This window comes from Parafrigoribacterium soli (genome assembly GCF_040227235.1).
Lineage (GTDB): Bacteria > Actinomycetota > Actinomycetes > Actinomycetales > Microbacteriaceae > Parafrigoribacterium_A > Parafrigoribacterium_A soli.
On record NZ_JBELNZ010000003.1, the window covers coordinates 1 to 23,443 of the forward strand.

A 23,443-nucleotide genomic window follows, 5' to 3' on the forward strand; every position below is an offset into this window, starting at 1 on the left:
ACCTCCTAGAACGTGGTGTGTGATTACTCACAACCTAGGAGGTCTTCGCTATCTCACGACCCGAAAAGTGCCACCAACCTGCTGACCGAGTACACCTAGCTGCCCTCGAGCACTGCCGAAGCGAAGGCCGCAGAGCGCTCCCGCAGCCCCACGATGCGTTTCTGCCTCGCCGCCTCCACGTCGAAGCCGATGTAGGCCACCGGCGGCAGTTTGCGCACGTTCGATGAGCACTCGAAGTTCGCGCAGACGAGCGTCCCCAGGCTGTCGCCGTTGCGGCCCGCCTGGCCGGCGCGACGCGTGCTGTAGAAGACGACGTCGTTCGGCAGCCGCACATCCTGGCACCAGGAGCACTGCGCGCGCGAGCGGGTTGCCGCCTGCGCCTGCTTCAGCACGATGCCGACGGGCTTGCCGTCGACGGGAATGACGGCATAGGCGCGCCTCGGCAGCTTGCGGTCGCGCCAGCCCAGGTAGTCGAGGCGCTCCCGGTCGAGGTCGGAGAGTTCGGGCAGCACGAGCTCGGAGAGCTCCTTGCGGCTCGCGTTGATGAAGGACGCCCGGATGGACGTCTCGTCGAGAAAGATCATGAAAAGGCCAATCGATGTGGCCCGTCGAAGACGGGCGAAGAGTTCTGTGAGGGAACGCGACGGCATGGCGGTGAGTCCTCATGCGCAGGTCGCTGTCACGCGGTGCGCGACACGAATCAGGTTCGAAAAGACTATCTGCCGTCGGCAGACGCGCTGCCGACGACCTCCCCACGCCCCGCGGGCATCACAACGGAAGAACTCATGCGACCATCGTACGCGGCGCCGCTCAGGCGCGGTGTGACACCGGGTGCTGCAGGTCGACGACGCCGTTCGCAATGTCAAGCACGGCCTGGATGAGCAGCTCGCGCTCCACGATCTTGATTCGGTCGTGCAGCTCAGACTCGGTGTCGTCCGGCAGCACGGGAACGCGACGCTGGGAGACGATTGGTCCGCTGTCGACGCCGTTGTCAACGACGATCACACTCGCGCCGGTCTCCGTCGCTCCCGCGGCGAGCGCGTCGCGCACTCCGTGAGCGCCCGGGAACTCCGGAAGATAGGCCGGATGAGTGTTGATGAGCCGCGGAGACAGTGTGGCGACGACGCGGGGTGGGAGCAGCTTCATGAAACCGCTGAGCACAACCAGATCGGGGCTCCAGACGTTGATCTGCTCGAGCAGGGCGTCACCCCAGGCATCCCGATCGGGATAGTTCGACAGCACCGCGGAGAACGTCGGGATGCCGTACTCCTCGGCGTGGGCGAATCCGTCGGCGTCGCGGTCGGCCCCGATGGCCACGACCCTGGCCGGGAACTCCGCGTCTTCGGATGCCTCCAGCAGCGCGCGAAGGTTGGACCCTGAGCCCGAGATGAGCACGACCAGTGACAGCACCAGATGAGCCTACCGTGGCGGCTGGTCCTCCCCCGTGGCGGGTTGAGTAGGGCGCGAGGTACGAGCTCGCGTATCCAAACCCGCGACGCGACAAGGGTTTCGATACGCTCGTCCCTCGCTACACAAGCCGTCTGTGCGCTACTCAACCCGCGTGGCTGTCGAGCCGGCGGCGAAGAGTCCCACGATCGCCGCGATTGCGAACTCGAGCGCCGCGAAGCCGCCGACGAGCCACGGAGACGGGCCGACATCCACGAGCCGCCCGGGGCCCGCGGCCCCAGCGGATGCCCAGGCGAGCAAGCCGAGCAGCACGCCACCGGCGATCCCCACGCCCACTCCCGCGAGCACCAACGAAACCGGTCGCGAGGGGCCGCCGGTCAACCGCAGCACGCGTGAGCGGATCACGATGCCGACGAGGAACGCCACGAGCAGGGGAACCAGCAAGCCGATGAAGCCGAAGGCAAAGTCGCCCGTCGGGATGGCGCCGAGGATCGGAACGGTCGGGAGCGGGCCGAGGCTCGTTCCGAGGGGCGAGACCGCGGAGCCCGCGCCGATCGCGAAGCCGGGACCGACGAACCACGCGGAGGTCCAGATCACGAGGTTCGGCAGGAACGCGAGCTGGCCGATCGTCAGGGTGATGCCGCCGAGCACGCCCGCGTGCGCGCTCTCGTAGAGGGCGATCATGTCGGCGTAGTGCGTGAGCATCATCACGGCGACGGCCACGGCTGCCACCGCGGTGACGGCCGCGGCGGCCACGGCACCGCCGCGGAAACCAAGGGTGAGTGCACCGGGAAGTCGGGCGATCCAGCCGCGGAGCAGGCCGGACATCCGGGTGCTCTTGCGTTCCACACCGCCGACTCGCCGACTCAGGCCGGTGACGATGCCCACCGCGAAGAAGACCGTCGGCAGCAGCACGCCCTGCCAGATGGATGGCCGGGCGAGCGGGTAGAGCGCGCTGAGCGTGAGGCCGGCCGCGAGCACGACGAAGACGCCGAGCGCCGTGACCGTGCCGACGATCGGATGCGGCGTCTCGCCGATGCGCCGCCCCGCGCGAACGCCAAACAGCACGGTGAGCAGCGCGAAGCCGAGCGGCGCGATGCTGAGCAGGAAGGGGGCGCTGGCGCCTGGCAAACCGAGCGTTGTCGCGGTCAGCGGATCGAGCGTGACGTAGAGGTCACCGCCGTTGCCGAGCAGCCAGATGTCAACGGATGCCCGCCAGAACACGACCCAGTCGATCTGCAGGCCGTACTGCACGGCCCAGAGGATCGTGAGCGGCACGAGCGGGATTCCGACGCCGATGCCCACGACGAGCAGCGCCTCGAGGGCGGCGAACAGGGCGGTGAGCGGGCGATTCATACCCGTTGGAGCCTACCCGCGCATCCGCTCACCATCTGTCTGCCATTCCGGGCCCCGCGTTCTTTCCCGTGACCCGTCACCAGCCGCATCCGAACGCCCACCCCGCTTCGTGTACCAAATGAAGGCAACCGAGGTCGCGCGGTGCCTAGACGCCTGCAACTTCACGCGCGCGGTTCTGAAATGCCTTCGTTTGGGACGGAACCACGGATGGGGGCGGCGGGTAAACGACGAGAGGCCCGCCGAATCGGGCCTCTCGAACGGTTAACGATTACAGCGAGGCAAGGATGTCGCGCATGAGGTTCGCGGTCTCGGACGGCGTCTTGCCGACCTTGACGCCCGCAGCCTCGAGCGCTTCCTTCTTGGCCTGCGCGGTTCCCGAGGAGCCGGAGACGATGGCGCCGGCGTGGCCCATGGTCTTGCCCTCCGGTGCCGTGAAGCCTGCGACGTAGCCGACGACCGGCTTCGTGACGTTGGCCTTGATGTAGTCGGCCGCGCGCTCTTCGGCGTCGCCGCCGATCTCGCCGATCATGACGATCGCCTTCGTCTCGGGGTCGGCCTCGAACGCGGCGAGCGCGTCGATGTGGGTGGTGCCGATGACGGGGTCGCCGCCGATGCCGATCGCGGTGGAGAAGCCCAGGTCGCGCAGCTCGTACATCATCTGGTACGTGAGGGTGCCCGACTTCGAGACGAGGCCGATCGGTCCCTTGCCCGTGATGTTCGCGGGAGTGATGCCGACGAGAGCCTCGCCCGGGGTGATGACGCCGGGGCAGTTCGGGCCGATGATGCGGGTCGTGCCGCCCTTGGCCTTCGCGTGGGCCCAAGCCTCGGCCGAGTCCTGCACGGGGATGCCCTCGGTGATCACGACGAGCAGCGGGATGGCCGCGTCGATCGCCTCGATCATCGCATCTTTGGCGTGGGCCGGCGGCACGAAGATGATCGAGACATCCGCCCCGGTCTTCTCCATCGCCTCGGCCACGGCACCGAAGACGGGCAGTTCCACGTCGCCGTGGGTCACCGTGGTGCCAGCCTTGCGGGCGTTGACGCCACCGACGACCTGCGTGCCGGCCTTCAGCATGAGGGCGGTGTGCTTGGTGCCCTCACCGCCGGTGATGCCCTGCACGATGACCTTGGAATCCTTGTTGAGGAAGATTGACATTCTGCTAGTCCTTATTTCGTCGGTGAGATTTCGACAGGCTCAACCCGCGGTCAGCGGTTCGCCAGCTCGGCGGCCTTGGCGGCGCCCTCGTCCATGGTGGTCGCGAGCGTGACCAGCGGGTGGTTCGCCTCCGCGAGGATGCGACGACCCTCCTCAACCTTGTTGCCATCGAGACGAACGACGAGCGGCTTGCTCGCCGCGTCGCCGAGGGTCTTCAGCGCACCGACGATGCCATTGGCCACCGCGTCACACGCGGTGATGCCGCCGAAGACGTTGACGAACACGCTCTTCACCTGCGCGTCGCCCAGGATCACGTCGAGGCCGTTCGCCATCACCTCGGCGGATGCTCCGCCACCGATGTCGAGGAAGTTGGCCGGCTTCACGCCGCCGTGCTTTTCACCCGCGTAGCTGACCACGTCAAGAGTGGACATCACGAGCCCCGCGCCGTTGCCGATCACGCCGACCTGCCCATCGAGCTTCACGTAGTTGAGGCCGTGCGCCTTGGCCTTCGCCTCGAGCGGGTCTGCCGCAGCGGCATCCTCGAGCTCTGCGTGGTTCGGGTGGCGGAAGTCGGCGTTCTCATCGATCGAGACCTTGCCGTCGAGGGCGACAATGGTGCCCTCCTCGGTGAGCACCAGTGGGTTGACCTCGACGAGCGTCGCGTCCTCACCCTTGTACACGTCGTAAAGCTTGACGATGACGGGCGCGACCTTCTCCACGAGCTCGGCCGGGAAGTGCCCCGCGGTTGCGATCTCGCGCGCCTTGGCGAGGTCGATGCCCTTGGCCGGGTCCACCTCGATGCGGGCGAGCGCGTCCGGGCGCTCGACGGCGAGCTCCTCGATCTCCATGCCGCCCTCGACGCTGCAGAGCGAGAGGTATGAGCGGTTGGCGCGGTCGAGCAGCACCGAGAAGTAGAACTCCTTGTCGATGCGTGCACCGGCGGCAACCATGACGCGCTTGACGACGTGGCCCTTGATGTCGAGGCCGAAGATGCTTCTGGATGCCTCTTCCGCATCCGCAGCGCTGTGGGCGACCTTCACACCGCCGGCCTTGCCGCGGCCTCCGGCCTTCACCTGTGCCTTGACGACGACGGTGCCGCCGATCTTCTCGGCTGCCGCGCGAACCTCCTCGGGGCTGTCCGCGATGATGCCGGCGAGAACCGGCACGTCGTAGGCCTCAAAAAGATCCCTGGCCTGGTATTCAAATAGATCCACGCTGCTTGTCCAATCCGCAGGTCGTATGTCTGATTCGTCCACTGTCATTCGCAGTTGTCTCGACGTAGAGATATCTCGACATCAAGAGACTTGGACCAGAATGAACTCTACCCGCTCGCCCGGTGGGCATTCACAGAGAGCCGCCACAGCGCACCTTAAGTTCGCGCATTCTTTCTCCCAAGGCGGCGGCGATCGCGGAAATCGCTCAGTTCAGTGCGATCACGACCGACTTCGTGCGGGCGTAGGAGGCGAGCGCCTCCGGCCCGTTCTCCCTGCCGAACCCCGAATCCTTCGTGCCGCCGAATGGAACGGCGGGGTCGAGTAGCGCCCAGCCGTTGACCCAGACGATGCCGGCGTCCAGTTTCGCGGAGACGCGGTGCGCACGCGAGATGTCGCTTGTCTGCACCCCGGCGGCGAGGCCATAGGGAGTGCTGTTCGCGAGCGAGATCGCCTCCTCCTCAGTGTCGAAGGGTTGCACGGTGAGCACCGGGCCGAAGACCTCCTCCTGCACCGCGGCCGCGTCGTTCGACAGCCCGGCGATCACGGTCGCCTTGTAGTAGTAGCCACCGTCGAGGTCGAGGCGTTCACCACCGGCAACGACCGTGCCGCCGGCCGCCTTCGCCGACTCGACGTAGCTCTCCACCTTCTCGAGCTGCTTGAGGCTCACCATGGGTCCGATCACGGTATCGGGGTTCATTGGGTCGCCGAGCGGCACTCCGCCGACGGCCTGCCCCAGGATGCCGAGCACGGTGTCATAGATCGGCCGCTCGACGAGCAGGCGCGGTCCCGCCATGCAGAACTGCCCGGTGTTGAAGACGAACGCGGAGATGACGGTGCCGATCGCCTGGTCGAGGTCGGCATCCGCGAAGAGAAGGTTCGGGCCGTTGCCGCCGAGCTCCATCGTCACCGGCTTGAGTCTCTCTCCCGCGAGGCTGGCGGCCCGGCGACCCACCTCGGTCGAGCCGGTGAACGCGACCTTGTCGACATCCGGATGCTGCAGCAGCCTGTCGCCGATGACCGCACCCGATCCGGTCACCACGTTGAACACGCCCGCGGGGACTCCCGCCTCGGCGAGGATGTCGGCCATGAGCAGCGCACTGAGCGGAGTGTCGCTCGACGGCTTGTGCACAACGGTGTTGCCCGCCGCGAGCGCCGGCGCGATCTTGGTGCTCGACAGGATGAGCGGGAAGTTGAACGGCGTGATGGCTGCGACGACGCCGATCGGCTCACGGCGCGTGTACGCGAAGGTCGACAACGGGGTCGGCCGGCTCGCACCGTCCAGGTGCTGCGCGAGGCTCGCCATGTATTCGTACTGGTCGGCGGCGGTGGTCACATCGATCATGCTCGCGAAGCTGATCGGCTTGCCGACGTCCACGCTCTCGGCGAGCGCGAGTTGTTCTGCGTGGTCACGGATGAGTTGCGACGCCCGGTACAGGATGCGGGACCGCTCGCGCGCGCTGAGACCGGACCACACGCCGCTATCGAACGCCGCACGCGCGGCCTCCACGGCGGCGTCGACATCCGACTCGCCCGCCCAGGCGACCGTCGTGACGACCGAGCCGTTGGCGGGATTCACGACGTCGTGGCGTGCGCCGTTCGCCGCCTCTCGCCACTCACCGCCGATGAAAAGCCTGCCGGGTCCGAACGTTGCCGTATCCTGCTGCGGGTTCGCTTCCGTCATGGTCATGACCGCACCTCATCCATCTCGTCACTGAGAAACTGCGGATGGCCATCCTGCTCGACGCGGGGAACGACCATCAGGTTGCCTGATTATCCCCCCGGGCTCGGGATTTCACAATGACGATGTCGTCAGTGCGCGCGGCCGCCGCCGAGGGCGACACGGCAGGCGTGCAGCGCCTCGCGCAGGTGCCGCGACTGCTGCACCGTAAGGTCTGCGACCATCTTCTCTTCGATGCCCTGCACGGCCTCGCGCAGCGCATCCAAGATGCCCTGGCCCTCTGGCGTGAGCGACAGCAGGTACTGGCGGTGGCTGTTCGGATCGCGCTGCCGCATGATCAGCCCACGCTCATCCAGCACGGTGATCATCTGGGCCATGGTCTGCGCGCGCACGAAGGAGTTGCGTGCGAGTTCCGCCGAGGTGAGCTCCGGATGGCGCTCGAGCACCGTGAGGGCCGTGTACTGCAGGGCGGTCAGTCCCTGCGCGCGCGCCGCCTCATCCAGCTGTGATCGCACCGCAAGCTCGACCTGCTTGATCAGGTAGAGCAGCGTGATCTCTGGGGAAGTGGTCTGCTGCGCACGAGCAGCGCCCACGAGCTCCTCCGGGGCATGCAGTTCAGGCATCACTCACCATTTCTCCCGTGTCCGCGACCTCTGACGCGGAAGTCTGCCGCGGGTTGAACAGCACGTCGCAGATTAGCACGAGGCCACAGCCTGCAGAGGGGAACTTATATCCTTGAAGAAGTCAACGATTTTGAGTCGACATCCACTCTCGGCTCGTCCGCGGTGGACAGGCGCAGGGAGCACGCAATCTCGAACATTCCCATCAACGTCGAAGCGGGGGTGGCCGACGCCGCCGCTCTTTCGCATGACGGCGCACTCGTCTCGAGCGACCTGGCCCACGAGATCGAGTTTCTTGCGGCGCGGTCGCGGTCGATCGGCATCGCGAGGGCGAATGCGGCGCTCGTGCCGCTCGCGCTGAGGGTGCGGTCGTACTCCGTGCTGGCCCTCGCCTGCAGCGAGCAGAGCCCATCGCAACGAGAGCTCGCTGAGTTCCTGGTGCTTGACCCGAGCCAGATCGTCGCCCTCGTCGACGAGCTCGAGGAGCGCGGCCTCGTGAGCCGGCAGACCAATCCGCGGGATCGCCGCTCGAAGGGCGTGCGCGCCACCGAGCCGGGCAGGCGGCTCTACACCCAGGCACGGGCCATCGTGCAACGGGCCGAAGACGAATCGCTCGGAACGCTCGATGACGCCGAGCGACGCCAGCTGCGAGCGCTGCTGCGGCGGATCGCCTTCGCCGATCAGGCCGGGTAGATCCTGCGCAGCTCGGCCTTGCGCACCTTGCCGCTCGCCGTGCGCGGCAGCTCGGCGACGATCTCGACGCGCTTCGGGATCTTGTACCTGGCGATTCTGTTCTCGAGGTGCGCGCGGATGTCCTCGGTCGCGATTTCATAGCCCTCGCGCACCGTGAGCACCGCGATGGGCACCTCGCCCCACTTCTTGTCCGGCACTCCGATCACCGCGACGCTAGCGACGGCCTCGAACTCGGCCACGGCCTGTTCAACCTCGGCGGAGTAGATGTTCTCTCCGCCCGAGATGATCATGTCTTTCAGCCGGTCGGCGATGAAGAGGTAGCCGTCCTCGTCGACGTAGCCCATGTCTCCCGACCTGAACCAGTAGTCATCCGCGTAGCATTCGGCGATCACCTCGGGGCGGTTCCAGTATTCGGTGATCACGTTCGGCCCGGAGAGCTGGATCTCACCCGTCTCGCCTGCGGGCAGCGGCCGACCCTCGGCATCCACGATTCTGAGGTCGGTGAAGAAGTGCGGCAGACCGCCCGAGCCCGCCTTCTCGCGGCTCTTCTCCGGCGAGAGGCTCGTGGCGCCGGGTGCGGTCTCGGTCATCCCGTAGCCGCTAGAGAACGCGAGCCCCCTGCTCTCGTAGGCCTCGAGCACGCGCAATGGCACGGCGGAGCCGCCACAGGTGAGCTTCTGAAGCGAGCTGATGTCGGTGCTCGCCCAGTCGGGGTGCTCGCAGAGGAGCTGGAAGGTCGTGGGCACGCCGCTCAGCGAGGTCACTCGATACTTTTCGATCAGTGCGAGTGCGCGAGCGGGGTCAAACCGGGTCTCGAGCACGACCGTTCCGCCCTTGAGCAGGGTGGGCAACAGTCCCATATCGAGCGAAGCGACGTGGAAGAGCGGCGAGATCATCAGGGCGACATCCGTACTCAGGAAGTCGTAGTCGACGAGCACGTTGAAGCAGTTCCAGGTGATGTTGCCGTGGGTGAGCACGGCGCCCTTCGGGAAGCCCGTGGTGCCGGACGTGTAGAGGATCATGGCCGGATCGTCCTGCGAGACCGCGACGTCGAGGCGACCATCCTCGGCCGAGCCAATCACCGAGTCGAGGTCCTCGACGACGAGGTCGTCCGTGGCCGCCTGCTCGCTGGACTGGGTGTCGGCGACGACGATGCGACGGGTGACCTCGGTGTCACGCGAGCCCGCGATGGCGAGTGCCGACAGGCTTTCGGCGTGCACGAGGATGCTGCTGCCGGCATCCCGAAGCGCAAACTGCACCTCGGGCGCGGCGAGCCTCGTGTTGAGCGGCACGAAGATCGCGCCGAGCGTTCCAGCGGCAAAAAAAGTTTCGAGGAAGGCGGGGTGGTTCTCACCAAGGAAGGCGACCCTGGAGCCGGGCTCCACGCCGCGCTCGCGCAGGGCGTTGGCGAGGCGATCGATGCGGGATGCGAGCTCCGCGTAGGTGATCTCGACATCGCGAAAGATCAGAGCCGCCTTCGGTCCGGATTTCGCACGACGGCGGTCAATCCAGGATCCCAGTCCCTGGTTCAGCATCGAACGCACGACCCTTCACGGCATCCAGCGCTGGGTGCCTCGTAGACGATATGGCCCAGACGATGGCCACGGTAGCTACACCGTAAAATCGATCGTTGAGAAAGTCAATTGATTTTCCGCCATTCTCGACGGCACGAATATTTTCGTGCGATACCGCTGAGATTAGCAGTAAACCTGATAATGTAGCGCCGGGCCCGAGCGAGTGCCCCGAGCAATCCAAGGAGAAATGGTGACCGCTGAAGCAACGACCGCGCAGGTCAGAACGACGATCGCGGGCATCCCCGACCTCGTCGGCACGGAACTCGGGACATCGAGCTGGCGCACCATCTCGCAGGAGGAGGTCAACACCTTCGCCGACCTCACGGGCGACCACAATCCGATCCACCTCGACGCGGAGGCCGCCGCTCGCACCCCCTTCGGCACGACCATCGTGCACGGCTACCTGACGGTCTCGCTCGTCGTACCGCTCATGGCCGAGGTGTTCGAGGTCACCGACCTCGGCACGGGCATCAACTACGGTCTCGACAAGCTCCGCTTCCCGGCCCCGGTGCCGGTCGGCTCGCGCATCCGGGCGAGCGTGCGTCTCACCGAGGCCACCGAGGTCGCCGGCGGAATCCAGGCCAAATTCGACGTCACCTTTGAGGTGGAAGGGCAGGCGAAACCCGCCTGCGTGATGACCATGGTTGTGAGGTACTACGCATGAGCGGGTTGCTCGATGGCAAGGTCGCGATCGTCACCGGCAGCGGGCAGGGGCTCGGCCGCGCGTATGCGGAGGCGCTCGCTGCGGCTGGCGCATCCGTGGTCGTGAACGACGTTCGCGCCGAGACGGCGGATGACACCGTGCGCACTATTCGCGACGCCGGCGGCAAGGCGGTCGCCGTGGTCGCGCCCGTCGGTCCGACCGAGACCGCGGATGCGCTGGTGGCGGCCGCGAAGAACGAGTTCGGCCGACTGGACATCCTGGTGAGCAACGCCGGAGTGCTGCGCGACAAGGTGCTATGGAAGATGGAGGACGACGACTTCGACCTCGTCATCCAGACCCACCTGCGCGGCACGTTCACCGTCGCTCGCGCCGCCGCGATCGCGATGCGTGAGCAGGGCGAGGGCGGCAGGATCATCCTCATCGGCTCACCCGCGGGGCAGCACGGCAACTTCGGCCAGACCAACTACGCGGCGGCCAAGGCGGGCATCGTGGCCTTCGCGCGCACCTGGTCGCTCGAACTCGCGCGCGCTGGCATCACCGTGAACGCGGTCGTGCCGACGGCGCTCACCGCGATGACGGCCACCATCCCCATCTATGCGGATGTCGTGAAGGCCTATGAGGCCGGCGAACCGCTGCCGAAGCGGGTTCGTCAGGAGCACGCCTTGGGTGGACCGGAGGACGTGGCGCCGCTCGTGGTGTGGCTCGCCTCCGACGGCTCGGCATCCGTGACCGGTCAGGCGATCGGCATCGGCGGCGACAAGCTCTCGCTCTACTCGCACTCGACCGAGATCGCCCTCGAATACCGGGAGGGCGGCTGGGATCCCGACGCGATTCAGGCCGCGTGGCCGGAGAAGTTCGCGGAGCACCTGCAGGCCTCGGGCATCACGCTTCCCGCCCTCGACTGAGCAGCGGAGGGCGCGCCTCTCGTCAGAGCTTTTCTATCGGACTGATTTTGATGAGGAGGCGCTTGCGGCCTGCCGGTCCGTCGAACTGCACCTCGGCCACGCTCTTGGGGCCGACCCCGGTGACGGCCGAGACGCGGCCCTCGCCGAAGTCGACGTGACGGATGCGGTCCCCCGCGGCAAGCGTCAGGTCGCCATTGTCGCGCACGGTTCCCGTGACCCGGTTGGACCACTCGGTCTTCGGCTTCTCGGCGTTGCGCGCCGCCCTCGCCCGGGCGATCGCGCCGGGGCCTGAGTCTCCGCGCTCGTAGCCAGAGCCCGAGCCACCTGTGAAGCCGCCTGCACCGAGTTCCGCGCCGAAGCCGCCCCTGCGGGCGTTGATCGCGCGCGGCTGCGTGCCTCCGCGTGAGTTCGCCATGCCGGGAGACTGCCGCCAGTCGATGAGGTCGACCGGGATCTCCTGCAGGAACCTCGACGGCATCGCCACGTTGACCTCGCCGAACTGAGACCGGGTCATCGCGAGGGAGAAGTAGAACTTCCTGCGGGCGCGCGTGATGCCGACGTAGAACAGCCGGCGCTCCTCCGCGAGGCCCCCGGGCTCGTTCGCCGACATCTGGTGCGGCAGCAGCCCCTCCTCGACGCCGGTGAGGAACACCGCCTCGTACTCGAGGCCCTTCGCCGTGTGCAGGGTCATGAGCGAGACCGTGCCACTGGAGTCATCCAGTTCGTCGGCGGCGGCGACAAGCGACACCTCGGTGAGGAAGTCGAGAAGCGTGCCCTCGGGGTTGTTCTTCGTGAACTCCTTCGCCACGGAGACGAGTTCCTCCACGTTCTCGGCGCGCGCCTCGTCCTGTGCATCTCCGGTGTGACGCAGGGAGGCGATGAAGTCGGTGCGTTCGAGCAGTGCGATGAGGATGTCCGCGGCGGGTGCCGGGGTGCCGCCCGGCGGGTCCACCGTTGCACCGACCTCGTCGAGAATGGAGGCCAGCCCCGTGATCGCGCCGGTGACCTTCGGGCCGAGACCCAGCTCATCCGCGTGGCGCATCGCATCGCGCAGCGTCATGTCGTTGCGATCCGCCCAGTTCTGCAGCGCCGTCTCGGTTGCGGGGCCGATGCCGCGCTTCGGGGTGTTCATGATGCGGCGCAGCGCCAGCGGATCGGCGGGGTTCGCGACCGCGGTGAGGTACGCGAGCGCGTCCTTGATCTCGGCGCGCTCATAGAACTTGGTGCCGCCGAGCACCCGATAGGGCAGGGCAGAGCGGATGAAGATCTCCTCCAGCGCTCGCGTCTGCGCGTTGGTGCGATAGAAGACCGCGACGTCGTTGTAGCTGACGCCCGCCTCTCGCAGGGTCTGGATCTCATCCGCCACGAACTGCGCCTCGTCGTGCTGGCTGTAACCGGTAAAGCCGGTGATCTTGTCGCCAGCCCCGATCGTCGTGAACAGCTTCTTGTCTTTGCGGTCGAAGTTGTTCGAGATGACGGCGTTGGCCGCATCGAGGATGTTCTGGGTCGAGCGGTAGTTCTGCTCGAGCAGCACGACCTTCGAGCGCGGGAAGTCGCGCTCGAACTCGACGATGTTGCGGATGTCGGCGCCGCGGAACGCGTAGATCGACTGGTCGCTGTCGCCGACGACGGTGAGCGATGGCGCGTCGAGCGCGCGGGTGGGGTCGCGAAGCGGCTGCCCGTCGAATCCGACGGCGTCTTCGAGCAGGTCGGTGCGCGGGGTCTTCGTGAGTTCGCGGATGAGCGAATACTGCGCGTGGTTCGTGTCCTGATACTCGTCGACGAGGATGTGGCGGAAGCGCCGCTGGTAGAGCGCGGCCACCGCGGGGAACGCGCGGAACAGATAGACGGTCTGGCCGATGAGGTCGTCGAAGTCGAAGGCGTTGGCGCGGGTGAGGCTGCGCGTGTACTCGCGGAAGATCTCGAGGAAGACCCGCTCGGCCGGGTCGGCGAAGTTCGCGTCGCGCGCGTAGGACTCCACGTCGTGGAGCTCGTTCTTGAGCTTGGAGATCTTGCCGAGCGCCTTGCTCGGGGTGAAGCCGAAGCTGTCTGCATCCAGGTCTTTGATGATCCGTTTGACGAGCGCCTTGCTGTCGGCGGAGTCGTAGATGGTGAAGCTCTTGCTGTAGCCGAAGTGCTCCGCTTCGCGGCGAAGGATGCGCACACACGCCGAGTGGAACGTGGAGATCCACATGCCCTCGGCCGATTGCCCGAGCAGCGACTGAACGCGTTCGCGCATCTCGGCCGCGGCCTTGTTCGTGAAGGTGATGGCGAGGATCTGGCTCGGCCACGCTTCGCGCGTCTCGATCAGGTGGGCTATGCGACGCGTGAGCACGCTCGTCTTGCCGGAGCCCGCGCCCGCGACGATGAGCAGGGAGGGCCCGCGGTATTCGACGGCCTCGCGCTGCCGAGGATTGAGGCCATCGAGGAGCGGAGATTCGCCGGCTGCTGGCGGCTCGAGGATGAAGGTCATGTCCGCCCAATTGTAGGCGCGCCCCCTGTCACTCGGTGTCGTAGCGGTCGGCGGGCACCTCGTTGGTCGAGCTTGTCGAGCACCGTACTGAGCCTGTCGAAGTGACCCCCACGTGACTGAACCACGTCCCGGCCTCGACAGGCTCGACCAACGTTATTTACTGGGCCAGGGCCGCGCGGGCCTCGAGCGCCAGGTCAGGCTGGTCGGCGAAGACGCCGTCGACGCCGGTGCCCAGGATGAGCGCGAACTCCTCTTGCCAGCGCCCGAAGTCCGAGTCGTGCAGCCGCAGTTCGCGCTCGAGGAAGTGGTTCTCGGCTCGCAGCGTCCACACGAACACCACGAGGCCAGCGGCGTGGGCGCGCTCGACGAGGCTTGCCTCGTCGCCGCGGGCAGCGGCATCCGCCAGCAGCAGTTGCTTGTTGACGCTGATGCCCTGCAGTCCGGACTCGGCGAGTTCGGTGAGCGCCGGCGACGTGAGGTAGTCGGCGTAGCTGCGCTCGGGATAGTCGGCCGGGCCGCCGCTCGCCTCGATGAGAAAGACGTACCGAGCGTGGATGCCGCGACCGCGCACCTGGCCGAGCACGGTCGACTCGAAGCTTTCGACGGTGAGTCGCGCGTCGTCGTTCCAGCCGGCGCGCTCGAGTTCGGCGGCGAACAGGCCGTCGAGCGGGAGCCCGATCGCCTCGAAGTAGCTCGCGTGCTTGAGCTCGGCCACGAGCCCCACTCGGCGGCCGGTATCGGGAACGGGCGGAGCGGCATCCAGAATCTCGAGCAGGTCGGCGAAGCGCAGGATGCCGTCGTCGCCCTCGAAGTCGCGGTTCGCGGGGCGCAGTTTGGGCAGCCGCTCGCGCACGCGCAGGGTGCTGAGTTCGGCCCAGTCGAAGTCTTCGGTGAACCAGCCCGTGAGTTTCTGCCCCTCGATGGTCTTCGTGGTGCGGCGGTCGGCGAACTCGGGGTGGGAGGCGACATCCGTGGTGCCCGAGATCTCGTTTTCGTGGCGGATCACGAGCACACCATCGCGCGTGGGCACCAGGTCGGGCTCGACGGCATCCGCCCCCTGGGCGATGGCGAGGAGGTAGGCCAAACGGCTGTGCTCCGGCCGATATCCGCTGGCGCCGCGATGTGCGATCACCATCGGCCGGTCACGCTGCGCTTCGCTCACGCGACAACGCTACGCGACCACACGGTCGCAGTTGGTACTCTGCTCTCCATGGAGATTTGCGCCAATTGTGCTGCAAAGCTCGACCCGAGTTGGAAATTTTGCATCAAGTGCGGCACACGCGTCTCCACGGATGTCACTCCCCAGCCGCGTAACGAGCCGAGCGCCGCTGGTGCCCACGCGCCCGCTGCCACGCCGGAGGTTGCGCGCGCGGAAGCCGCAACCCCAGAGGCTGCACCCACGGATGCCGCCGCGTCCTCCACCCCGCTGCCCCGCCCGCGCGTGAATCGCAGGGTGCGGGTGGTCTCGCCGCAAACGACGCCCACCCCCGCGCAGGCGACCGAGTCTGCTGCCGCAACCGCGGCCGCGGCCACAACGGCCGCCTCGGAGTCGGCAGCGCCCACGAATGCCGCTCCCGGCGAGGCCGCAGCCGCGACAGAACCCTCGGCCGCGCAGAGGCCCCGCCGCGCCCAGTCCGAATTCCCGTCGCCCACCGCGTCGGTGCCGCCCGCGCTGCAGCCCGAAGTTGCCGCACGGACGATCCAGCCGCAGACTCGCGCCGAGGCCAAAGCCGCAGAACGCGCCGGCACTCGGTCGCGCAATGCCACCGCGGCGAATGCCGAATACCACACCACCAATGCGGTCCCATCTCCCTCGCCGGATCGCGCCGACGAGATCCCCGCCGCCTTCCGCAGCACGGATCCCCTGCCGACCGCACGCAAGGTCAACGTGCCGCTCATCGTGAGCATCAGCGTCGGCGTCGCCGGCGTGGTGCTCATCGTCTACCTCGCGATTCTCGTGTTCGGGGCCCGTGGCTGAGCCGGCTGCCAGCTCGCCCTCAGAGAACGGATGGCGCGAGCCGACCTCCCTGTTGCCCCTGCGCTGGGGAGGCTACCGCGGCCGCTATCTCGCCGCCGTCGCGCTGATCTTCGTCGGCGGACTGCTCGTGCAGGCCACCTCGGCGTACGCGCCATACCTCTTGTCCATCGGCGTGGGTGCGCACCTGCTCGGCTGGTGGATCCTGCCCGGCCGCGGCTGGCGCAGGTTCTGGATGTCGCTGCCGAGCGGCCTGGTCATGCTGGTGCTGCTGACGGGCGGGCCTTCATCCGCAGCCCTCGTCGTGCCGCTCGCCGGCTGGCTCTATGTTCGACAGCGCCCGGCCCGCTGTTACGTGGTGCTACTGGCGCCTTTCGCGGCCGGTGTGATCCTCGGTCAGGGCTTTCCGCAGTACGGTTTCGGCGCCGTTGTTCTCGCGGTGGCGGGTGCCGTGCTGGTGGGCTCTGCCTGGCTCGCTCGGCTGTTGGCGAACAACGGGCGAATCCCCAGCCACGGGGCGACATCCACAGGGTAGATTGACCGCATGGCTTCCTCCAACCCTGCATTCAACAACTCGCCAGCGTTCTCGTCCAACGCGACGAAGGCGGCCCAACTGCGCACGGCAACGCCGGCGATGACGGCGGAGCAGCTCACCGAGCTGTACAGCCAGCCGTCCGCCACCGCTGCCGAGACCAACCGCATGAGCTACGAAGACGTGATGGTGAAGATCGTCGCGAGCTTCGCCATCCTGCTCGTCGGTGCCGCGGTCGGCTGGTTCGTGCCGGCCCTCGCGCTGCCCGCCGCCCTCGTCGGCTTCGTTCTCGCTCTCGTGAACATCTTCAAGAAGAAGCCGTCACCGGCGCTCGTGCTCAGCTACGCGGCCGTCGAGGGTGTCTTCGTCGGTGGCATCACGATGTTCTTCGAGTCGCTCTACCCGAACATCGCCGTGCAGGCCGTGATCGGAACCCTCGTCGTGGTCGGCGTGACCCTCGCCCTGTTCGCGAGCGGCAAGATCCGCGCGTCGAAGAAGGCGACCAAGGTCTTCCTCATCGCGATGGTGGGGTACCTCGTGTTCTCCGTGATCAACGTGATCCTGATGGCCACCGGCGTCAATAAGGATGCCTTCGGCCTGAGCAGCGCGCCCATCCCGTTCCTCGGCGGGCTGCCCTTCGGTGTCGTGATCGGCGTGCTCGTGATCATCATGGCGGCATACTCGCTCGTGCTCGACTTCGACAGCATCCAGACCGGCGTCAAGCGCGGTGCACCCCGCATCTACGGCTGGACCGCCGCCTTCGGCATCATGGTCACCGTGGTCTGGCTGTACCTCGAGATCCTGCGCCTGCTGGCGATCCTGCGTCGCTAGTTATCCCTCGTTGACAGGTTCCGTTCGCTGAGCCTGACGCTCGCGATAGGCCGTCCTTCGGGGCGGCCTATCGTCGTTAACGAGTGGATGCCGTGGGTGCGCCGTTCCGGAAGGTCCAGTGGCGGGGCAACGAGCATACCCAGACGCGATGCTCAGCACTCGCAAGCGCTGGAGGCCCAGACGCGTACCTGCAACAGGACCCGATGCAACACGCCGCATGATCCGTCAGTTTCACTCGGCATGTCGCATCTCATCCTGTTGAACGGCCGGATGACCCGCTGCCCGCCCACGCGCCCGTGCTCGAATCCACGGTGTGCTGCGCTGCGCAGCTTGTCGTTGCGGCTATCGCCTACGGCGACGAAGCAGCACCACGATGAGGATGACCGCGATGAATGCGGCAAGGATGGGCATCCCAATCCAGGCGTTGTCCCCTGCGAGGAACACGGAAGAGTTGGTGTCGTTACACACGGGCACGGCGTAGGCGCAGGATGCGAACGCGTCGACGGGCAGCATGCCCCATTACAGCAGCGGCGGTCTGGATGAGCAAGGGAGGCGTTGGGGTCTCGATATCCGGCTCCTTGGTCGCGCTACTCGACCGGCGAGGACGCTTCGACAAACTCAGCGAACGGAGCCGGCGTCAGCGAACGGAGACCGGCTCAGCGAACGGGATAGGTGACCCGGTAGGTCGTGTGAGTGACGAGCGGGTTGCTCTTGACCGCGATGGGCTCGAGGGTCAGGTCGCGCACACCGTCGAAGAGGCGCTCACCCTCGTGAAGCAGAACGGGCGAGGTGTGCAGGCGTAGCTCGTCGATGAGGCCAGCGTTCAGGAATTGACGCATGGTGTCCGCTCCGCCACCGATCGAGATCATGGCGTCGCCGGCGGCGGCGCGAGCCTGCTCCATCGCCGACTCCACGCCATCCGTCACGAAGTAGAACGTGGTGCCGCCCTGCATGACGAGGGGCTCGCGCGGGTGGTGGGTGAGCACGAAAACCGGTGCGTGATACGGCGGATTCTCGCCCCACCAACCGGTCCAGTCGCCCTCCCACTCGCCGCGAATCGGGCCGAACATGTTGCGCCCCATGATGAACGCGCCGGCCTCGACGATCGCGGCGATCTGAGTGGCGTTCTCTTCGGGCTGCTCGAACTGCCAGCGGTGCAGGTGCTCCGTGCCCTCCCCCATCGGATGCTCGAGGGTCTGTCTGGGCCCCGCGACGAAGCCGTCGAGAGAGATGGTCATGTCAGCGGTGACTGCGGTCATGCCGAAAGTGTAGAGGGAGCCAACGACGCCGGATAGTGTGCGCCCGCTACCTGCCGGCCCGTCCGAAACCGAAGAACGTCGAGATCTCGTCAGCGGCACTGAGCTGAGTCGAGGTGCGACCCATGATGCGCGGCGCGCGCTTGCGGCCCGGGATGACGTGCCCGCCACCGTGCACAGTCACCAGTGCCACCGGTGCCAGTCCCGCCTCGCGGTAGCTGGTGCGGCTGACGCGGGTGTCATCCGTCGATGAGAGGACCGACAGGTTCTCGGTCACGGGCGCGGTACGGATGCCGTTGCGCCGGGCAAAGTACTCCGCCGTCTGCGGCGCGGAGAGTCCGAGCCCGCGCGGACGGAGGCCCCAAAGACTGGCGACGCCGCCCTGGTACGGCACGAGCGGGTCTTTCGTGCCATGGATGAGGAGCACCGGCATCGGCAGAGCGGCATCGCTCGCGGGCGCGAAGTTCTCCGGTGCCGGCTGCGTCGCCGAGATCAGCGCGACGGCGGCCAAGCGACCCGGCATCTCGTGCACCAGTCGCAGGACGAGCTGCGCGCCATTGGAAAAGCCGATCGCGTAGGCGGGCGCGGCGTCGATGCCGAAGCGACGTTGCGACTCACCAATCACCGCACCGGCGAACGCGACGTCGTCGTAGCCCTCCGTGCGGGCGGCGAAGTTCGAGCTTCGCCTCGCATCGTTCCAGTGCTTTCGGTAGCCCTCGAGGTACACGACCACGGCGCCGTACCGGGCGACATAGCTGTCGAACCCCGGCTCGGTGAAGCCGCGGATGGTGGCTGCCGTCTGATTCGACCCGTGGAAGACCAGCACGAGCGGCGCATTGCGGGCCGGGCTCATGGGCCGAACAAGGAGCATCCGGCGCTCTTTCCCGTCTACAACGAGAGTGAGGTTCTCGACGACCGGGCCACCATGCGGCGCTGTAATAACTGCCATCTGCCCCATCCTTCGCTGCGCCCTATGCTTGAGCTATTCAAGTATGTATTCATTCCTTGAGAATCTCAAGCTATTGGAGGCGGCGTGCGAGACCCGACTAAGGAACGCGAGATTCTCGAGATCGCTGCCCGATTCGAAACAGTGGCGCGCACGCACAGCGCCACGGCCGCCGCGGCCCTCGACCGCTACGGAGTGAGCGGCGCTACCTCCGGACTCATCTGGGCCCTCGGCACAGCCGAGACCAATCTCTCCATGAGCCAGCTCGCGGACAGGCTCTTCTGCGATCCCTCGAACGTCACCCTGCTCGCGGAGCAACTCGAACGCCTCGGGCTCGCCGAGCGCATCCCCGATCCGCACGACCGCCGGCGGCGAATTCTGAAGCTGACCGACGAGGGGCACGCCGCCTGGAGCGCGACACAGGTCGCAGTCGTGCAGGCATCCCCCCTCTCCACGCTCGATGAGAGCACCCTCGCCGCGCTGCGCGAGGCACTATTCGCACACGGAACCTAGCCCGGGCGAGTTGGCCTCGCGCCGAAATGCGCATCGGTTCCGTCGCTTCAACAGGATGAGCGGCGACGCGCCACGTTGAACAGGCAGTTTTGAACGGCGTGTCGCCCCTCATCCTGTTGAAGGATGGGACCGGGCTCAGCGATCGTGGTCAGGAGTGCCAGTTGATGAGCTCGCGGCTGAGGACGTGGGCGTGCTCCACGAGCATCCGCCCCAGCTCCTCCTGCCGCTCCGGGCGAAAGCGGGACTCGATGCCGTTGAGGCTCAGTGCCCACTGCGGTTCCCCGGCGGCATCGAAGACCGCGGCGCCCATGCCCCAGCTGCCCTCCACGATCAGCCCCGGGTTCACCGCATAGCCGGTCTCGCGGGTAGCCGTGATGCGCTCACGAATGGCGGATGCCGAGTGCGGTTCCCCGAAGCGCGTCTCGAGGTCGGCGGTCGCGAGGTAGTCGTCGATCCAACCATCCGATTCGAACGCGAGCAGCGCGAGGCCGGCCGACGCGACGCCGAGCGGAAAGCGCACCCCCTCGTGCAGCACGAAGGAGCGCACGGGGAAGCTGCCGTCCTCGCGGATGAGACACACGGACTCGACACCACGGCGAGCGGAGAAGAAGGCGCTCTCGCCGCTCAGTTCCGCGAGCTCGAGCACCGTCGGCAGGGCGACGCCGCGCACGTTATAGCGCGGCGAGGATGCGGCGCCGAGCAGGTATAGCTCCGGGCCGGTGCGCCAGCGCGCGCCCTCGTGGTCGAGAAAGCCTTCTACGGCGAGCGCCGTGAGTAGCCGGTGCACTGTCGAGCGCGAGAGTCCGACCTCTGCGGCGAGATCACTGGCGGTGATGCCCTCGAGCCCCGTGCTGCCCACGGCGCGCAGAATCGCTCCGACCCGGCGCACCACCTGGGTACCGTGCACATCGCCCATCGGATCATATTCCCACATGGTGGGACGCGATGGGAAGGATAACCACGCGGTGAGCGCCGTATCTGCGCTGCGTTGACAGCATCCAGCGGGGATTCTAGTGTCGAAAGCAGACCGGCCAACGGAATGCGAGGAAGCACCCTATGCCCAGATTGTGGAACACAGCCGCCGAGGCGCTCGACGGCGTCGTGAAAGACGGGGCCATCATCGCCGTGGGCGGTTTCGGGCTGAGCGGCAACCCGACCGACCTCATCGAGGCGCTCCGCGACACCGGAGCGAAAGACCTCACCATCGTCTCCAACAACATGGGCGTCGACGGCAAGGGACTCGGCCTGCTGCTGGAGAACAGCCAGGTCGTCAAGGTCGTCGCCTCCTACGTTGGCGAGAACAAGCTCTTCGCCGAGCAGTACCTCGCGGGCAAGCTCGAGGTCGAGTTCGTTCCGCAGGGAACGCTCGCCGAGCGGCTGCGCGCGGGCGGCGCAGGCATCGCGGGCTTCTACACGAAGACGGGCGTCGGCACGATGATCGCCGAGGGCAAGCCGACCGAGTTCTTCGACGGCGACGAGTATGTGCTCGAACGCGGCATCGTCGCCGATCTCGCACTCGTGCACGCCAACACCGCGGATGCCGCCGGCAACCTCATCTATCGGCACACGGCGCGCAACTTCAACCCGATCGTCGCCACGGCGAGCAAGCTCACCATCGCCGAAGCCGAGCATGTGCTCACCGACAGCTTCATCGATCCGGACATCGTCATCACCCCAGGCATCTTCGTGCAGGGTCTCGTGGCGACGACGCGCGAGAAGGACATCGAGCAGCGCACCGTGCGTCCGCGACCGGCGGATGCCGCATCCGCAGTGAAGGGAGCCTGACATGGCCTGGACCCGAGACCAGATGGCGGCGATTGCGGCCGCGGAGATCGCCGACGGCCAGTATGTGAATCTCGGCATCGGCATCCCGACCCTCGTCGCCAACCACCTGAGGCCCGGGGTCTCGGTGATCCTGCAGAGCGAGAACGGTCTGCTCGGCATGGGCCCGTTCCCGTTCGAAGGCGAAGAGGATGCCGACCTCATCAACGCGGGCAAGCAGACCGTCACCCTGCTTCCCGGCGGCAGCTTCTTCGATTCGGCCACCTCGTTCGGCATGATCCGCGGTGGACACGTCAACCTCGCCATCCTCGGCGCCATGCAGGTCTCCGAACGCGGCGACCTCGCCAACTGGACCATCCCCGGCAAGCTCGTGAAGGGCATGGGCGGCGCGATGGACCTCGTCGCGGGTTCGCCCCGCATCATCGTGCTCACCGACCACAGCTCGAAGGACGGCAGCTCCAAGATCGTCAAGGAGTGCGACCTTCCGCTCACCGGCCGAGGCGTCGTCGACCGCATCGTCACCGACCTCGCGGTCTTCGACGTGACGGATGCCGGACTCGTTCTGCGCGCGACGGCTCCCGGCCACACGGTCGACGAGATTCGCGAGCACACGGACGCATCATTCACCGTTGACCTCGACGAAGCAGCGACAGGAGCAACATCATGACCACCGTAATTGCCGGCTACGCGCGCACTCCCTTCGCGCGCTACCTCGGCGCCTTCGCGACCGTGAAGGCCACCGAGCTCGGCGCCCACGCCATCAAGGCCGCGCTCGAGAACGCCGGCATTGCGCCGGAGAGCGTCGACCAGGTCGTCGCCGGGCAGGTGCTGCAGGCCGGCGCCGGACAGAACCCGGCCCGCCAGTCCGCGGTGGGTGCGGGCATCCCGCTCTCGGTACCGTCGATGACGCTCAACGTGGTGTGCCTCTCGGGCATCGAGGCGATCGCCGCCGCGACCCGGCTCGTCGAGAGCGGCGAGGCGCGCATCGTCGTCGCCGTCGGTCAGGAGTCAATGTCGCTCGCGCCGCACGTGCTCCCCCACTCGCGCACGGGCGTGCGCTACGGAGCGATGGAACTGCTCGACACGATGGAGCACGACGGGCTCTCGGATGCCTTCGAGTCACGCTCGATGGGCGCCTCCACGGAGGCCTACGGTGAGCCGCTGGCGATCAGCCGGCAGGCGCAGGACGAACTGGCGGCCGCCTCGCACCAGCGGCTCGCGGCATCCGCGGACTTTCTCGCCGGCGAGATCGCGCCGTACACCGTGCGCGGTCGCCGCGGGGACACCGTGGTCGACGCCGACGACGGAGTGCGGGCCGACACGACGGTCGAATCCCTCGCGAAGCTCAGGCCGGCTTTCACCCCCGACGGCAGCATCACGGCGGGCAACTCCTCGCAGATCTCGGATGGCGCCGCCGCGGTCGTGATCATGACCGAGGAGACCGCGCGGGCCGAGGGCATCCAGCCGCTCGCCCGCATCCTGAGCCACGCGCTCGTCGCGGGCCCGGATGTCTCCCTGCACGCCCAGCCCGCCAACGCGATCACCGCGGCTCTGGCCAAGGCCTCGCTCGGTGCGGACCAGCTCGCCGCAGTCGAGATCAACGAGGCGTTCGCGGCGGTCGGTGTGCACTCCACCGACCTGCTCGGCGTCGATCCCGCGATCGTGAACGCCCACGGCGGCGCCATCGCGCTCGGGCATCCGATCGGCGCATCGGGCACCCGCATCGTGGGTCATCTCGCCCGGCGACTGGCGGAGGCGGGAAGCGGCTCGATCGGCGCGGCGGGCATCTGCGGCGGCGGCGGCCAGGGCTCCGCGATCATCCTTCAGTCCCTCTGACCCAGCGCGACGACAGCACCTCCGGCACCAGG

Annotated in this window: 24 protein-coding genes; 10 read left to right on the top strand and 14 right to left on the bottom strand. The window is 67.2% G+C overall.

Going from position 1 to position 23,443, the window contains the following annotated elements; translation table 11 throughout:
* Positions 1-95: 95 nt before the first annotated feature.
* The 7 genes from ABUA37_RS08160 to ABUA37_RS08190 all read right to left on the bottom strand — a co-directional run bounded on the left by ABUA37_RS08160 (position 96) and on the right by ABUA37_RS08190 (position 7,434).
* Positions 96-584, bottom strand: coding sequence for an FBP domain-containing protein (locus ABUA37_RS08160; RefSeq protein WP_349898660.1), 489 nt, complete (start codon positions 582-584; stop codon positions 96-98).
* A gap of 226 nt (positions 585-810) precedes the next feature.
* The gene (purN, locus tag ABUA37_RS08165; RefSeq protein ID WP_349898661.1) at positions 811-1,410 is read right to left on the bottom strand and encodes a phosphoribosylglycinamide formyltransferase; all 600 of its coding nucleotides are present in this window, start codon (positions 1,408-1,410) and stop codon (positions 811-813) included.
* A gap of 138 nt (positions 1,411-1,548) precedes the next feature.
* Positions 1,549-2,763: a cell division protein PerM gene (locus ABUA37_RS08170; protein WP_349898662.1), complete on the bottom strand. Its 1,215-nt coding sequence runs from the start codon at positions 2,761-2,763 to the stop codon at positions 1,549-1,551.
* A gap of 268 nt (positions 2,764-3,031) precedes the next feature.
* Positions 3,032-3,919 carry a succinate--CoA ligase subunit alpha gene (sucD, locus tag ABUA37_RS08175; RefSeq protein ID WP_349898663.1) on the bottom strand — a complete coding sequence of 296 codons (888 nt, stop codon included), beginning with the start codon at positions 3,917-3,919 and terminating at the stop codon, positions 3,032-3,034.
* Between the two features lie 50 nt (positions 3,920-3,969).
* A complete protein-coding gene (sucC, locus tag ABUA37_RS08180; RefSeq protein ID WP_349898664.1) occupies positions 3,970-5,133 on the bottom strand; it encodes an ADP-forming succinate--CoA ligase subunit beta in 1,164 nt (387 codons plus the stop codon).
* Between the two features lie 205 nt (positions 5,134-5,338).
* Positions 5,339-6,820 carry an aldehyde dehydrogenase family protein gene (locus tag ABUA37_RS08185; protein WP_349898665.1) on the bottom strand — a complete coding sequence of 494 codons (1,482 nt, stop codon included), beginning with the start codon at positions 6,818-6,820 and terminating at the stop codon, positions 5,339-5,341.
* A gap of 122 nt (positions 6,821-6,942) precedes the next feature.
* Positions 6,943-7,434: a MarR family winged helix-turn-helix transcriptional regulator gene (locus tag ABUA37_RS08190; RefSeq protein ID WP_349898666.1), complete on the bottom strand. Its 492-nt coding sequence runs from the start codon at positions 7,432-7,434 to the stop codon at positions 6,943-6,945.
* A gap of 162 nt (positions 7,435-7,596) precedes the next feature.
* Here ABUA37_RS08190 and ABUA37_RS08195 point away from each other — a divergent pair, with 162 nt between their 5' ends.
* Positions 7,597-8,124, top strand: coding sequence for a MarR family winged helix-turn-helix transcriptional regulator (locus tag ABUA37_RS08195; RefSeq protein ID WP_349898667.1), 528 nt, complete (start codon positions 7,597-7,599; stop codon positions 8,122-8,124).
* On the opposite strand, the gene ABUA37_RS08200 is transcribed toward ABUA37_RS08195, so the two are convergent.
* Positions 8,112-9,659: an acyl-CoA synthetase gene (locus tag ABUA37_RS08200; protein WP_349898668.1), complete on the bottom strand. Its 1,548-nt coding sequence runs from the start codon at positions 9,657-9,659 to the stop codon at positions 8,112-8,114. The two genes, ABUA37_RS08195 and ABUA37_RS08200, sit on opposite strands and share 13 nt — an antisense overlap.
* A 226-nt stretch (positions 9,660-9,885) precedes the next feature.
* Between ABUA37_RS08200 and ABUA37_RS08205 the strand changes: the two genes are divergently transcribed.
* Complete coding sequence (locus ABUA37_RS08205; RefSeq protein ID WP_407075364.1) at positions 9,886-10,362, top strand: MaoC family dehydratase; 477 nt, start codon at positions 9,886-9,888, stop codon at positions 10,360-10,362.
* Complete coding sequence (locus ABUA37_RS08210) at positions 10,359-11,267, top strand: SDR family NAD(P)-dependent oxidoreductase (protein WP_349898670.1); 909 nt, start codon at positions 10,359-10,361, stop codon at positions 11,265-11,267. Before ABUA37_RS08205 ends, ABUA37_RS08210 begins: the two co-directional genes overlap by 4 nt.
* Positions 11,268-11,289: 22 nt before the next feature.
* Here ABUA37_RS08210 and ABUA37_RS08215 read toward each other — a convergent pair whose 3' ends face one another.
* The gene (locus ABUA37_RS08215; protein ID WP_349898671.1) at positions 11,290-13,740 is read right to left on the bottom strand and encodes an ATP-dependent helicase; all 2,451 of its coding nucleotides are present in this window, start codon (positions 13,738-13,740) and stop codon (positions 11,290-11,292) included.
* A 157-nt stretch (positions 13,741-13,897) separates the two neighbouring features.
* A complete protein-coding gene (locus ABUA37_RS08220) occupies positions 13,898-14,902 on the bottom strand; it encodes a glycerophosphodiester phosphodiesterase family protein (protein ID WP_349898672.1) in 1,005 nt (334 codons plus the stop codon).
* A 48-nt stretch (positions 14,903-14,950) separates the two neighbouring features.
* Here ABUA37_RS08220 and ABUA37_RS08225 point away from each other — a divergent pair, with 48 nt between their 5' ends.
* Genes ABUA37_RS08225 through ABUA37_RS08235 form a run of 3 tightly spaced genes read left to right on the top strand, consistent with a single transcriptional unit; the run spans position 14,951 to position 17,078 of the window.
* Entirely contained in the window at positions 14,951-15,718 is a 768-nt protein-coding gene (locus tag ABUA37_RS08225; protein ID WP_349898673.1) for a zinc ribbon domain-containing protein, read from the top strand.
* A complete protein-coding gene (locus tag ABUA37_RS08230; protein ID WP_349898674.1) occupies positions 15,711-16,250 on the top strand; it encodes a hypothetical protein in 540 nt (179 codons plus the stop codon). Before ABUA37_RS08225 ends, ABUA37_RS08230 begins: the two co-directional genes overlap by 8 nt.
* A 9-nt stretch (positions 16,251-16,259) precedes the next feature.
* Positions 16,260-17,078, top strand: a complete 819-nt coding sequence (locus tag ABUA37_RS08235; protein ID WP_349898675.1) for a Bax inhibitor-1/YccA family protein — start codon at positions 16,260-16,262, stop codon at positions 17,076-17,078.
* A gap of 342 nt (positions 17,079-17,420) precedes the next feature.
* Here ABUA37_RS08235 and ABUA37_RS08240 read toward each other — a convergent pair whose 3' ends face one another.
* The 3 genes from ABUA37_RS08240 to ABUA37_RS08250 form a co-directional block, all read right to left on the bottom strand.
* The gene (locus tag ABUA37_RS08240) at positions 17,421-17,591 is read right to left on the bottom strand and encodes an MYXO-CTERM sorting domain-containing protein (RefSeq protein ID WP_349898676.1); all 171 of its coding nucleotides are present in this window, start codon (positions 17,589-17,591) and stop codon (positions 17,421-17,423) included.
* A 143-nt stretch (positions 17,592-17,734) separates the two neighbouring features.
* Complete coding sequence (locus ABUA37_RS08245) at positions 17,735-18,337, bottom strand: dihydrofolate reductase family protein (protein WP_349898677.1); 603 nt, start codon at positions 18,335-18,337, stop codon at positions 17,735-17,737.
* Positions 18,338-18,383: 46 nt separating this feature from the next.
* The gene (locus ABUA37_RS08250) at positions 18,384-19,283 is read right to left on the bottom strand and encodes an alpha/beta hydrolase family esterase (protein ID WP_349898678.1); all 900 of its coding nucleotides are present in this window, start codon (positions 19,281-19,283) and stop codon (positions 18,384-18,386) included.
* A gap of 84 nt (positions 19,284-19,367) precedes the next feature.
* Between ABUA37_RS08250 and ABUA37_RS08255 the strand changes: the two genes are divergently transcribed.
* Entirely contained in the window at positions 19,368-19,793 is a 426-nt protein-coding gene (locus tag ABUA37_RS08255; RefSeq protein ID WP_349898679.1) for a MarR family winged helix-turn-helix transcriptional regulator, read from the top strand.
* A 148-nt stretch (positions 19,794-19,941) separates the two neighbouring features.
* Here the strand turns inward: ABUA37_RS08255 and ABUA37_RS08260 are convergent, their stop codons facing one another.
* Positions 19,942-20,727, bottom strand: coding sequence for an IclR family transcriptional regulator (locus ABUA37_RS08260; protein ID WP_349898680.1), 786 nt, complete (start codon positions 20,725-20,727; stop codon positions 19,942-19,944).
* A gap of 122 nt (positions 20,728-20,849) precedes the next feature.
* Here ABUA37_RS08260 and ABUA37_RS08265 point away from each other — a divergent pair, with 122 nt between their 5' ends.
* From ABUA37_RS08265 to ABUA37_RS08275, 3 genes are read left to right on the top strand one after another with little or no spacing between them, the layout of a single operon-like run.
* Complete coding sequence (locus tag ABUA37_RS08265) at positions 20,850-21,578, top strand: CoA transferase subunit A (RefSeq protein ID WP_349898681.1); 729 nt, start codon at positions 20,850-20,852, stop codon at positions 21,576-21,578.
* A 1-nt stretch (position 21,579) separates the two neighbouring features.
* A complete protein-coding gene (locus tag ABUA37_RS08270) occupies positions 21,580-22,242 on the top strand; it encodes a CoA transferase subunit B (protein ID WP_349898682.1) in 663 nt (220 codons plus the stop codon).
* A complete protein-coding gene (locus ABUA37_RS08275) occupies positions 22,239-23,411 on the top strand; it encodes an acetyl-CoA C-acyltransferase (RefSeq protein ID WP_349898683.1) in 1,173 nt (390 codons plus the stop codon). Before ABUA37_RS08270 ends, ABUA37_RS08275 begins: the two co-directional genes overlap by 4 nt.
* Positions 23,412-23,443 lie beyond the last annotated feature (32 nt).